This is a genomic window from Kitasatospora sp. NPDC059408 (assembly GCF_042751525.1).
Lineage (GTDB): Bacteria > Actinomycetota > Actinomycetes > Streptomycetales > Streptomycetaceae > Kitasatospora.
The window spans coordinates 1-12787 of sequence record NZ_JBHYWI010000037.1 but is presented as its reverse complement, the minus strand read 5'-3'; the positions used below and the strand labels follow the sequence as shown (position 1 = coordinate 12787).

Sequence of the window (12787 nt, the reverse complement as noted above, 5' to 3'; positions counted from 1 at the left end):
GGCCCGCCCATGACCAGGGTCCTGCTCACCGGCTTCGAACCGTTCGACGGCGCCGACGTCAACCCGTCCTGGGAGGTCGCCCGCCTCGTCACCGAAAACCCGCCCGAGGGGCTGCTGGTCACCGCCGTCCGCCTGAGCTGCGTCTTCGGGCGGGCGGCCGAGGAACTGAGCGCCGCGGTGCGGGAGTGCGCCCCGGACCTGGTGGTCTGCCTGGGCCAGGCGGCGGGCCGCCCGGACGTCACCGTCGAGCGCGTCGCCGTCAACGTCGACGACGCCCGCATCCCCGACAATGCGGGCGCCCGGCCCGTCGACGCACCCGTCGTCCCCGGCGGCCCCGCCGCCTACTTCGCGACGCTGCCGGTCAAGGCCTGCGTGGCCGCCGTCCGGGCGGCGGGCCTGCCCGCCTCCCTCTCGCACACCGCCGGGACGTTCGTCTGCAACCACGTCTTCTACGCGCTGATGCACCTGCTCGCCACCGAACGCCCCGGCGTGCGCGGCGGGTTCGTCCACATACCCGCCCTGCCCGAGCAGGTCCTCGACCGCGCCCAGCCCTCCCTGCCGGCCGACGCCGTCGCCCACGCGCTGCGCGCCCTGCTCACCGCCGCGGCCACCACCTCCGCCGACCTGCGCGTCCCGGAGGGGGCCACCCACTGAAATCCCCTCCGTGGTGACGAATCTGACGATCCGTCACCACCTCACCACCTCACCAGCGGCCCCGGTCAGACCTGGTAGCGCTCCGGCGCGAGCAGGTGCAGGTGCTCGCCGACCCACTCCGACGTGCGGCGCAGCCCCTCGTCCAGGCCCACCAGCGGCTCCCAGCCCGCCAGTTCGCGCGCCTTGCGGTTGTCGGACAGCAGCCGCTCGACCTCGCTGCCGCCCGGGCGCAGCCGGCTCGGGTCGACGACGATCTCGGCGTCCCGGCCGGAGGCGACGATCAGCGCCTTGGCCAGGTCGCCGATCGACACCTCGCTGCCGGTGCCGAGGTTGACGACCTCGCCCAGCGCGCGGTCGGCGCGGGCGACGGCCAGGAAGCCCTCGGCGGTGTCGGTCGCGTAGGTGAAGTCGCGGGTCGGGGTGGTCGAGCCGAGCCTGATCTCCCGCGCGCCGGAGTGGAGCTGGGCCAGCACGGTGGGGATCACCGCACGCGCCGACTGGCGCGGGCCGTAGGTGTTGAACGGGCGCACCACCGCGACCGGCAGCTCGAAGGCGTGCCAGTAGGACAGCGCCATCATGTCCGCGCCGATCTTCGAGGCCGAGTACGGGGACTGCGGCTGCAGCGGGTGCCGCTCGTCGATCGGCGCGGTGATCGCCGTCCCGTACACCTCGCTGGTGGAGGTGTGCACCAGGCGGGCGCCGTGGCGCAGGCAGGCCGCGGCGACGTTCTGCGTGCCGACCACGTTGGTCTGCACGTACGCCTCGGGGGCCTGGTAGCTGTACGGGATGCCGATCAGCGCCGCGAGGTGGAAGACCGTGTCGCAGCCGGCGACCGCGTCCAGGACCCGGTTGGCGTCCCGCACGTCGCCCGCGACCATCTCCACCGCGCCGTCGGGGCCGGCCAGGTAGCGGGCGAGGTAGCCGCGCTCGGCGTACGGCTTGTAGTGCACCAGGGCCCGCACCCGGGCACCGCGCTCGACCAGCAGGTCGACCAGGGTGCTGCCGATGAAGCCCTCGGCGCCGGTGACCAGGACGGTCCGCCCGCTCCAGTCCTGCCGCACGGTGTCGTTGAGGTTGGTCATCACTGTCCTCCAGAAGTCGGTTCGGGTGTTTCAGAGCCCGTACGGGGCAGGGGCAGAGGCGGGGGCCGGGGCCGGCGCCCGCCCGATCACGCGCAGCACCTTCGCCGCGAGCAGGTCCGCGGCGACCGCGTGGTCACCCGGATCGGCCGCCGCCGCCATCGCCGCGAGCCGCCGCGGATCCGCGAGCAGCGGATCCACCAGCTCCGCCAGACGCTCGCCGGTGCACTCCCCGTCCGCCAGCAGCAGACCGGCGCCCGCGTCCGAGAGCACCCGCGCGTTGTGCGTCTGGTGATCGTGCGGCGCGTGCGGATAGGGCACCAGGACGGCCGGCATCCGCACGCTCGACAACTCGGCGACCGTCGCCGCACCGGCCCGGCACACCATGAGGTCGGCCGCCGCGTACGCCAGGTCCATCCGGTCCAGGTAGGCGACCGCGTGCGCCACCGGGTTGCCCGCCAGCGCCGCCCGCACCTCGGGGAGCGCGGCCGGGCCGGTCTTGACCAGCAGCCGCCGGTCGGTGCGGTGACGCCAGCGCCCGGCCAGCTCGACGGCCGCCGCGGTCAACCGCGCCGCCCCCAGACTGCCGCCGTTGAGCACCAGCAGCCCCGCGCCCGCCGGCACACCGAAGTGCCGCCGCGCCTCGGCCCGCAGCGCCGCCCGCTCCAGCCGGGCCACCGCCCCCACCAGCGGCATCCCGACCGTCTGCACCTCCCGCCCGGCCGGCAGGTGCTCCCGCGTGCGGTCGAAGGCGAGCGCCACGTGCGGGGTGAGCCGGGCGGCGAACCGGTTGGCCCGCCCGGGCACTGCGTTCGACTCGTGCACCACGCTCGGCAGCCCCGCCATCCGCGCGCCCACGATCACCGGCGCACTCGGATACCCGCCCATCCCCACCGCCACCTGCGCACCCTGCTCCCGCAGGATCTCCCGGCACCGCCGGCCCGAGCGCAGCAGCGCCGCCGGCAACAGGTAGCGGCGCGGGCCCAGCGAGGCGTCGAACGGGATCATGTCGACCGTGTGCAGCCGGTGGCCCGCCTGCGGGATCAGCGTCGTCTCCAGACCGCGCTCGGTGCCCACGAAGGAGATCACCGCCCGCGGATCGGCCCGCCGCAGCGCCTCCGCCAGCGCCAGCCCCGGATAGATGTGCCCACCCGTGCCACCCGCCCCGATCACCACCGACAGCGGCGGGAGCTCCTCGGCGGTCTCGTGTTCTGTCGTCGTCCACATGCCGACGAGCCTGCTCAGGCCGTCTAAGAGACTTCTCAGAGAGCATTTGAGAGGCTGACCCACATGATCAACGGGCAAGCCAACGGGCAAAGAGTGCTGGTCGTGGACGACGACCCCGAGGTGCGCGCCGCCGTCGAGGACGGCCTCACCATCGAGGGCTACCAGGTGCGCGGCGCCGCCGACGGCCTCGCCGCCCTCACCGAGGTCGCCTCCTGGCAACCCGACGCCATGGTCCTCGACCTCCTCATGCCCGTCCTCGACGGCCTCGCCGTCTGCCGCCGCCTGCGCGCCCTCGGCGACCGCATCCCCATCCTCGTGCTCACCGCCCGCGACTCCGTCAGCGAACGCGTCGACGGCCTCGACGCCGGCGCCGACGACTACCTCGTCAAACCCTTCGCCCTCGACGAACTCGCCGCCCGCCTACGCGCCCTGCTGCGCCGCAGCGCCACCGCCCCCGACGAGGAACCCGGCCTGCGCTTCGCCGACCTGGAGGTCGACCCGCACACCCGCACCGGCACCCGGGCCGGCCGCCCGGTGGAGTTCTCCCGCACCGAATTCGCCCTCCTCGACGTCCTGCTGCGCCACCCCGGCCAGGTCCTCCCACGCGAGGTGATCATGGAACGGGTGTGGGGCGCCGACTTCGGCCCCGACTCCAACTCCCTCGCCGTGTACGTCGGTTACCTGCGCCGCAAACTGGAGGCCGGCGGCGAACCACGCCTGGTGCACACCGTGCACGGCGTCGGCTACCGCCTCGGCACCCCCGACACCCCGGACCGGGCGACATGAGGGCGGCACACGCCCGCTGGCGACGCCGGCGCCCACTGCGCACCCGGCTCGCACTCGCCTGCACCGCCGCCGTCGCCGTCGTCGCCCTCGGCATCAGCGCCGCCGCGTTCAGCGTCGTGCGCTACGAACTCAACCACCAGCTCGACCAGCACCTCACCCAGCAGGCCACCCTCGTCCAGCAGCAGCACCGCGACCAAGGCCCCCAGGTCGTCTACGGCGAATGCAACTACCTCGCCGCCCCCGCCTGCGCCCAGATCGTCCCCGCCGACCCCACCAAGACGGCGAACGAGCCCTACCTACTGCCCGTCACCCCGGCCACCCGCCAGGTCGCCGCCCGCCAACGCCCCGGCTACTTCACCGACCTCACCATCGGCGGCCACCCCGCCCGCATGCTCACCACCCCGATGACCGCGGCACCACCCGGCACCCGCCAGGCCGTCCAGGTCGCCCTGCGCTCCGACAGCGTCGAGGAAGGCGTCCGGCAGGCCGGCGCCCTGATGGCCGCCGTCGCCGCGGGCGGCGTCCTGCTCGCCGCCCTCCTCGGCCTCACCGTCGCCCGCACCTCCCTCGCCCCCGTCACCCGCCTCACCCGCACCGCCGAACGCATCGCCGCCACCCGCGACGCCGGCCTGCGCATCGACCTGCCACCCGGACGCCGCGAGGACGAACTGACCAGACTCGCCGACAGCTTCAACACCATGCTCGGCGAACTCGAACAGTCCGTCGCCGCCCAGCGCCGCCTCGTCGCCGACGCCTCCCACGAACTGCGCACCCCGCTCACCGCGCTGCGCACCAACGCCGAACTCCTCTCCCGCGCCGACCGCCTGACGGACAGTCAGCGCGAGCGGGCGGCATCCGCGCTGCGCCGCCAACTGCGCGAGGTGACCGGCATGGTCAACGACCTCATCGAACTCGCCCGCGACGAGGAACCCCAGCCGCTGCTCGAACAGGTCGCCCTCGCCCCGCTCGTCGAACACTGCGTCGACACCGCCCGCGGCCACTGGCCGGCCGTCGCCTTCACCCTGGACACCCTGGACGCCCGGGACGCCCTCGACGCCTCCGCGGTCGAACGCACCGTCGCGGGCGTCCCGGCCCGCCTCGCCCGGCTGCTCTCCAATCTGCTCGACAACGCGGCCAAGTTCAGCCCGCCCGGCGGCACCGTCGAAATCCGCCTCACCCGGCTGGAGCTCACCGTCCGCGACCACGGCCCCGGCATCGCCCCCGAGGACCTCCCGTACGTCTTCGATCGCTTCTACCGCGCCTCCGCCGCCCGCGCGCTCCCCGGCTCCGGCCTGGGCCTGGCCATGGCCCGCCAGATCGCCCAGGCCCACGGCGCCACCCTCACCGCCGAAGCCGCCGAGGGCGGCGGCGCCCTGTTCCGCCTGCGCCTGCCGGCCTGAGCGGGGCGGCGATGCCGGCTGAACCCGGGAGGCTCGCGGCTCCGGTTCGCGCTCGGCCGGCCCGGCGAGTCCGCCCCGCCGCGCACAGTTCTGCCCGGCCCGCACCGACGCCCCGGCGCGGGGGAGCGGGCCGGTACGGCGGCTCGGGCCCGAGCAGGGTCACGTCCCCACGGGCTCGCCGGTCGGGCCCGGCCCGGCGCCGCACCGGATTCTGCTCGCCGCGGCCCCTCTGCGGGCAGGCTGGGCGCCGGGGCACCCGGCAGCGGCACGGGCCCGTCGACCGGACCTGGCCAGCGCCACGGCGCCTTGCCCGGCTGCTGGTGCCCCAGCGGGGCCGTCTGCGGCCCGGCCCGGCCTGCGGTCTCCCGCGTGTCCTCGCCGTGGCACATCGGCCGGGCAGGGCGCTCGGGTACCCGTTGCGGTGCGTGCCCGTCGCGTGGTGGGCGAGCTCCTGTCCTCCGTGGCCTGCCCGATCGGCTCCGGCCCGTGTCGGCGCCGCAGTGTCTCGCCGGCTGCGGGTGCCCCGGTGGGACGATTCGCGACCCGGGCCCGACCCGAGGACGCGCCGGGCCCCGGAGGGCGTACGGGCCCCTCGCCCCGGACACGCCGGGCCCCGGAGGGCGTGCGGGCCCCTCGCCCGCCCTCTCAGCCCGCGGTCTGCGACGGCCGGCCCGGGACCCACAGGGGTGCCGGGCCGTCGTGGGGCACGGTGCGGTCGGCGAGGTCCTCCAGCCACCGGCCGGCGCGGGCCGGGTCGCCGTCGCCCAGTTCGACCAGGGCGGTGGCGGCGATCCGGGCGCAGGACAGCAGCAGGGCCAGGGTGTCCTGGCGGCGGTGCCGCTCGCGGACGTAGGCCTCGCAGCGTTCGGTGATGTGCCGGCCGTGGGCGTCGCGGTCCTCCGGGTCCTCGGCGGTGATCGCCTGGACGCCGTGCCACACCAGGACGAGCGCGGCGGGCTCGCTGGGGTGGGCGGTGTCCGCCCAGTGCGCCCGTTCGCGGGCCTCGGCCGACCACAGGCCCAGCCACTCCAGCGCCGCGGGCCCGTCGTCCCGCCGGGCCCGCAGGACCAGCTCCGCGGCCCGGCGGGCGAGCGACTCCAGCACCGCCCCGGCCGGTACCCGCAGCCCGGGCGCCGGCGACTCGCCGTAGGCCAGCCACGTGTCCGCGAACGACGCCGCCCGCACGTGCCACAGCCATGCGGCGGCCCCGGTGGACCCTTCGGCGGCCCCGTCCGGCCCGCCCGCCCACTCGTCCGCCGCCAGCCGGACCAGACCCAGACCCGCGACCCGCGCCGCGTCCCCGTCCAGCCCGAGCAGCCATCCACTCCTCACCACGCACCCCCGTGCCCACCACCGGGCCCGTCGCCCGGCAACGGGGCACATCCCACCACACCTGGACGGGGACGAACCAGCCACCCCCTGTCACAACGTGATTACGGCATCATGTACAGGTCACCCGACCGGGCCCGCCCCCGGGCGGCCGGCCAGGGCCCCGGCGGCGCCCCCGGGGCGCCACGGCCACCGCCCGCCAGCCGGCGGGCACGAGCACCTCCCGGCCCTCCGCGACGTGCGTCACGGGGATGTCCACGGTGATGTGGGCGGCCGTCGGCAACGATGGCCCGGCGTTGCCGCACGGGGCTATTGACGTCGCGACACCCGTCGGCCGGACGGCCGCGGTCAGTCGGTGTCGGTGGCGGCCAGGACCGCGAACTCCTGGCCGCCGGGGCGCAGGGCGGCCAGGGCGAGGTCCCAGGCGACGTTGTGGAACCAGGGGGCGGAGGCGGTGCCGATGCGGAACCAGCTGGTCTGCCGCACGCGTTCGGCGGTCTCGGAGATCGGTGTGTCGGCGGGGCCGGCGGTCAGGGCGGCCAGGGAGCGCCAGGCGGCGAGCCTGCCGTAGGCGCCGTAGCAGCCGTGGCCGTAGGCCGGTGCGCGCAGCGCGGCGGTGAGCAGGGTGCGCAGCGCGAGGTCGGGGCTCGACGGGTGGAGCCTGGCCGGGGCCTCGTCCGCGGGCCAGGGGGTGAGCGGCAGGAGGGCGAGGAGCGCCGGGACGTCCTCGGGCGTGACCGGGTCCGGGAGCCAGAACTCCTGGGCGGCGATCTTTCCGTTGGACTGGGCGAGCCAGTGGGCGACGGCCGCGCCCATGGCCTCCACGGTCGCGGGCACGCCGGTCTCGGTGGGATCGGCGTCGGCCGTCCGCTGCCGCATCGCCGGCGTGGTCTCCAGCGCGTCGCCCGGCTCCGGCCAGACGGGGGGCACCGTCCAGGTCCAGTCGTCCGCGGCGTCCGCGGGGCGCCGCAGCCCGTGTTCCTCGGGCAGCAGGTCCAGTGGCAGCACGGCGAGGGGGTGGTCCTCGGCCACGAGGGTGTCGGCGAAGGCGCGCAGCGCGGGGTAGCCGTTGACCGCGTCGGAGACGAGCACCGTCTCGTGGAGCAGGCAGGCCGCGAACTCGCGGGCCTGGGCGGCCTCGGGCACCTGGCCGAACACCACGTCGGCGATGTCCTCGATGCGGTGCCCGTGGGCCACGACCGCGGCCAGGTAGCGCGGGGAGACGCTCTGGTGCGGCGAGTCCAGCACGCGCACCAGGGCGCGCAGGCTCTCCGCTCCGGGGCGGGCGGCCAGGGCGTTCAGCGTCCAGTACAGGACCGCGGCGCAGTGCCCCTTGCGGTCCTCTCCCGCGGCGGTGCGGGCGGCGAGTTCCGCCGCGAGGTCGCCGGCCCAGCCGAACTCGCCGGTGGCGACCCGCGATTCGACCTCGGCGCGCAGTACGGAGACGTCCGAGTCCTCGGCCTCGCACAGGCCGTCCACTGTGCGGGTGATGTCGTTGCCCATGGCGTGATTGTTTCCCAACGTCGGGTGGCCCTCCGCAAAGGGCTCGGCCCGCCCCGTTCGACGGGGCGGGCCGAGCCTTCCTCAGAAGGGTCTCATGGATGGAAGAGGGTGTCTCAGCACACGACCGGGTAGGCGGTGTTGATACGGCCGGTCGCGAAGTCGACCGCCAGCCGGATGCACTTCTCGCCGTTCGTACCGATCACCCTGCCCATGGGGACGTCCTTGGCCCACGCGTCGACGGGGATCCCCTTCGCCCTCATGGTCCAGGCCTCGTCCACCAGGTCCAGGGCCTTGATCGGGTTGCTCTCGAGGAAGACGGTGTGCGTCGCCCTGCCCTGGATGTTCGACATGTGTTCGAGGACGTGGGCGATCTTGCCGGGCGCGTAGATCAGGCCGGCCGGCGACATGTGCTCGCCGTTGCCGAGGATGGCGAAGACCGCCGGGCACCAGTCGTCGGTGTTGGAGTTGTGCACCAGCACCGGGGTCGCGCCCGCGAGCACGTAGTACGTGTGGACGTTGCCGACGGTGAGGTTGTAGGCGGGCTGGAGCGTGGTCCAGTGCCGGGTGGCGGTGATCCGGGCGGTCTGGCCGTCGGAGGTGCGCAGGGTGTCACCGACGGTCAGGCCGGCGGCGTCGCGCCAGTCGTGGGCGCTCTCCGACCAGTACGGGTGGTGGTCGGTGGAGGTGACGGGCGAGGTGGTGCCGTCGGGCGCGGTGATCGTGAGTTCGGTGAAGTCACGGTCGTCGGGAGTGTAGATGGTGTTCTCGACGCGCTGCGCGGTCGTGGCGCCGGTGGCCGGGTCGGTGGCCGTGACCGTGTCCCCGACGCGGATCTGCTCGATGGGACGGCGGGTGCCGTCGGCCATCAGTACGAGGGTGCCGGCCGGGAAGCTGTTGGTCTTGCAGGCCTGCCGGAGGTTCTTGACGGTGTCGGCCTCGTCCTGGAGCTCGTTGACCAGGGCCGGGTCGGCGTTCGGGTTCTGCTTCAGGGCCTGGAGCGCGTCGTCGGTGCCGACGCCGTCCTTGAGCGAGGTGCGGAACTTGGTGATGGTGTCGGCCATGCTGGTGAAGCTGTTGATCGTGGCCTGGCTGTAGCCCTTGAGCGTCGCCTGGAGGGCGAGCTTGGCGTCCTCGATGCCGACGCCGGTCTCCAGGGCGTAGCGGAAGGCGATGATGCCCTTGCCGGCTTCGGCGAGCTTGCCGACCGGGGCGAAGGTCGCCGCCGCCCAGGCGCAGGAGGCGTTCAGGCCGGGGTTGTTGAAGCACTTGACGAAGTCGTCGGTCAGCAGGTGGAGGAGCAGCCGCGAGCTGTCGCCGGTCGCGCACCCGCCTTCCGGACCGCAGTAGACCTTGTAGTGCTGGGCGTAGTCGGAGTAGCTGAGCTCGATGGTGGAGTCGTACGCGGTCTTGCCGTCGAGCTGCACGGTGTTGAGGACGACGGTGTCCCAGACGCTGTACTTGCCCTTGCAGGCGTCGACGGTCAGCCCGGCCTCGGGGCAGGTGCGCATGACGTAGTCGACGGTGCCCGTGACCTTGACCTTCACCGGGACGGTGCAGACCTGCTGCCCGGAGGCGTTGTTGTGCCAGGTCTTGGAGTCACCGAAGAGCCACCCGCCGATGGTGCCGGGGTCGTCGGTGATGCACTTGGACATGTCGTCCTTGACGATCTCCTGCTTCACGTCGTCGTGCGGGACGACCTCGATGTAGTAGGCCCGGCCGCCGCTCTCGCCGTTGCTCGTGTCCGAGCCGGCGGTGCCGGCCGGGGTCTGGGCGTTGGCGGCCTCGGCCTGCTGCTTCTGGAAGACGGCGGCCTGGGCGTCGGCGGCGGCCTTGGCGGCCTCGGCGGCGCTCTGCTGGGCGGCCGCGGCGCTGGCCTGGGCCTGGTCGGACGCCGCCTTCGCGGTGGCCGCGTACTGCTGGGCCTGGGCGGCGTAGCCGGTGGCCGCGGCCGCGGAGACGCCGGCGCTGCGGGCCGCGGCGTTGGCGGAGGCCGCCGACGCCTGGGCCTGCTGGGCGTACTGGGCGGCCTGCTGGGCGCTGGCCTGGGCGGCCTGGGCCGACTGCGCGGCCTGGTTGGCGAAGCCCTGGGCGGCCTGCGCGGACTGGCCGGCCTGGTTGGCGTAGCCCGCCGCCTGGTCGGCCAGGTTGCTGGCGGTGGCGTAGGACTGCCCGGCCTGGGCCGCGTACTGGCGCGCCTGGGCGACCGAGCCGTCGATGGTGGCGAGGTAGGACGCGATGGTCGCCACGTGGGCGGCCGTGACGGCGTCGCGCTGCTGGGCCTTCAGGATCCCGGTCTGCAGGAACGGCACGAGGCCGTCGGCGGGTCCGGACAGGACGGCCTGCGCGGCCGCCTTGACCTCGGGACCGCCACTGGCCAGGGCCTGGGTGACCAGGACGCGGTTGTCGTCGTCGCGGGCCTTGAACTGGCCGACCGTCAGGAAGGCGCGGACGTCGTCGATGGTGCCGTCCAGGGCCTTGCCGGCCGCGGCCTTCACGCCGGGGCCGCCGTTGGCCATGATCTGGGAGAGGGCGACGCGGTCGTCGTCGTCCTTGCCCGGGTACTGGCCGGTGGCGAGGAAGGCCTTCACCTGGTCGGGGGTGCCGACCGAGGCGGTCTCGGCGGCCAGGCGCTTCTCCAGCTTGCCCGGCGCCTGGGCGATGGCCATGACGCTGGTGCGGTCGTCCCGGTCCCGGGCCACGTTCAGGTTCGTCGTCAGGAACGCCTGGACGGCGCTGTCGTCGCCCTCCAGGGCTGTCTGGGCGGCGGCCTTGGTCCACGGACCGCCGGCGTCCAGCAGGCGCAGCGCGGCCTGACGGCCCTTGAGGACGGCGGTCTTCGCGTCGACGCCGGACGCGGTGGCGTCCTTGATCAGCTGGTCGGTGTCGGCGGCGAACTGGGTGACCTTGCCGGACTCCCACGCCGCGGTCCTCGCCTTGAGGTCGGCCTCGCGGGAGGCCTCGTCGGCGGCGGCCATCTCGACGGCCTGCTGCTCGTCCAGGCGCTCCTGGTCGGAGGCGCGGGCGATGTCGGTGACCTTGTGCGCCTGCTTGGCGGAGTTGTCGGCCGAGTTGGCGTCGGCGTCGGCCGCGGTGGCGGCGGCCTTCGCGACGTTGGCCCAGTTCGAGGCGTCACTGGCGTGCTGGCGGGCCTGCTCGGCCGCGGTGGCGGCCGCTTCGGCGTGCGCGGCCGCGTCGTTGGCTGCGCGCTGGGCGTCCCCGGCCGCGGCGGCGGCCTGGGCCGCGATCGCGACGGTGGCGTTGGCGGCGCGGGTGGCCTCGGCGGCGGCGCTGCGGGCGCGGGCGGCGGCCAGGCGGGCCTGGGCGGCGTCCGCGTCGGAGACGCCCGCGTAGGTGGCGGAGTCGGCGGCGGCCTGGGCGGCCGCGGCGGCGTTGGCACCGGCGGAGGCGGCGGCCTGGGCGGCCGCGCCGGCCTGGGTCGCGGCGAGGCCGGCCCACTGGCTGGCCTCGCCGGCGGTGCGCGCGTTGACGGCCGCGTCCCGGGCGGTGGCCGCGGCCTTGTTCGCGGCGTCGGCCTGGCTGGCGTCGCCCGCGGCGGCGGCCGCGGCGGCCAGCGCCTGGGACGCGGCGTTGCCGGCCTTGGTCGCGGCAGCGGCGGCGTTGGCGGCGGCGTTGGCGGCCTGGCGGGACGCCTCGTTGGCGGCCTTCGCCGCCGCGGAGGCGGTCTGGGCCGCGGTGGCGGCGCGCGAGGCGGCGTCGGCGGCGCGGCCGGCGGCGCTGGAGGCGGCACCGGCCGAGCCCTGCGCGGCCTTGGTCTCGGCGGCGGCCTTCTCGGCGGCCTCCTTGGCCAGCTTGGTGGCGTCGAAGGCCTTGCCCGCCGCGTCCTTGGCCGTCTGGGCCTGCTGGCCGGCCTGGTCGGAGGCGGTCTTGGTGAGGTCGGCCAGCTGGGCGACCGTCAGCTTCTCCTGGTCGTGCGCGGCCGCGGTCTGGTAGCCGTACTGGAGGAACTGCTGGACGTCGTCCATCGAGCCGTTGAGCGCGGTGTTGGCGGCCTTCTTGACCTCGTCCCCGCCGGAGGCCATCAGCTGCGAGAGGTGGACGCGGTCGTCGTCGTCCCTCGCCTTGAACTGGCCCGTGTTCAGGAACTGGTTGACGTCGTCCAGGCTGCCGTCCATCGCCTTGGCGGCGGCTGCCTGCACGCCCGGCCCGCCGGTGGCCATGAGCTGGGAGACCCGCACCCGCTGGTCGTCCTCGTAGGCCTTCTTGGCGCCCGTGGCGAGGAACTTCTGCAGGTCGTCGGCGGATCCGGCGAGCGCGGCGGTGCCGGCCGCGCGGACCCCGGGACCGGAGGTCGCGATCAGCTCCTCGATCTTGGCCCGCAGGTCCTGGTCGGCGGCGGTGGCCCGGCCCTTGGCCAGGAAGGCCGCCAGGTCGTCACCGGTGCCGGTCAGCGCGCTCTCGGCGGCGCGGCGCACGGCCGGCCCGCCGGCCTGCCAGGCCGCGACGACCTTGACCCGGTCGGGGTTCGCCGCGGTGGCGGGCGTGGTGTCCGCCACCGCGTGCGTCGAGAGCAGCCCGGTCAGCAGGCTGCCCGCCACGAACCCGGCCGCGAGGCGCGACCGGGTCCGTGCGGTCAATGACTGTTTCATCGAATGTCGCAATCCGTCAGTGAATCGGGCACCGGAGTGCCGTGACGGCCGCAGGCGTCCGCAATCCGCGCCGGCGGCCCTGGAAGTGGTCAGGGCATGCTTTAGGGGCGAAACCGGCGGCGGGGGGGGGGCTGGCGGGGCCCCCCCCCCCCCCGGGCCCCCGGGGCCCCAAACCCCCCCCCCCCCCCCCCCCCCCCGGAGT

The 12787-nt window shown here is 75.1% G+C and carries 8 protein-coding genes; 3 read left to right on the top strand and 5 right to left on the bottom strand.

Translation table 11 applies throughout. The features are described from left to right. Nucleotides 1-9: 9 nt before the first annotated feature. Complete coding sequence (pcp, locus tag ACFXDE_RS23910; protein WP_380496806.1) at nt 10-654, top strand: pyroglutamyl-peptidase I; 645 nt, start codon at nt 10-12, stop codon at nt 652-654. A gap of 65 nt (nt 655-719) precedes the next feature. Here the strand turns inward: pcp and ACFXDE_RS23905 are convergent, their stop codons facing one another. Next, complete coding sequence (locus tag ACFXDE_RS23905) at nt 720-1736, bottom strand: SDR family NAD(P)-dependent oxidoreductase (RefSeq protein WP_380443366.1); 1017 nt, start codon at nt 1734-1736, stop codon at nt 720-722. A 30-nt stretch (nt 1737-1766) separates the two neighbouring features. Next, a complete protein-coding gene (locus tag ACFXDE_RS23900) occupies nt 1767-2960 on the bottom strand; it encodes a glycosyltransferase (protein WP_380496805.1) in 1194 nt (397 codons plus the stop codon). Nucleotides 2961-3023: 63 nt separating this feature from the next. On the opposite strand from ACFXDE_RS23900, the gene ACFXDE_RS23895 reads away from it, so the two are divergent. Continuing rightward, nucleotides 3024-3746 carry a response regulator transcription factor gene (locus tag ACFXDE_RS23895; protein ID WP_380443370.1) on the top strand — a complete coding sequence of 241 codons (723 nt, stop codon included), beginning with the start codon at nt 3024-3026 and terminating at the stop codon, nt 3744-3746. After that, nucleotides 3743-5146: an ATP-binding protein gene (locus ACFXDE_RS23890; RefSeq protein WP_380496804.1), complete on the top strand. Its 1404-nt coding sequence runs from the start codon at nt 3743-3745 to the stop codon at nt 5144-5146. The genes ACFXDE_RS23895 and ACFXDE_RS23890 overlap by 4 nt, the downstream gene beginning before the upstream one ends. 645 nt (nt 5147-5791) lie before the next feature. Here the strand turns inward: ACFXDE_RS23890 and ACFXDE_RS23885 are convergent. The 3 genes from ACFXDE_RS23885 to ACFXDE_RS23875 form a co-directional block, all read right to left on the bottom strand. Then, complete coding sequence (locus ACFXDE_RS23885; protein ID WP_380496803.1) at nt 5792-6478, bottom strand: hypothetical protein; 687 nt, start codon at nt 6476-6478, stop codon at nt 5792-5794. A gap of 345 nt (nt 6479-6823) precedes the next feature. Beyond that, nucleotides 6824-7978, bottom strand: coding sequence for a DUF6183 family protein (locus ACFXDE_RS23880; RefSeq protein ID WP_380496802.1), 1155 nt, complete (start codon nt 7976-7978; stop codon nt 6824-6826). Nucleotides 7979-8091: 113 nt separating this feature from the next. Beyond that, entirely contained in the window at nt 8092-12573 is a 4482-nt protein-coding gene (locus ACFXDE_RS23875) for a polymorphic toxin-type HINT domain-containing protein (protein ID WP_380496800.1), read from the bottom strand. Between the last annotated feature and the right edge of the window lie 214 nt (nt 12574-12787).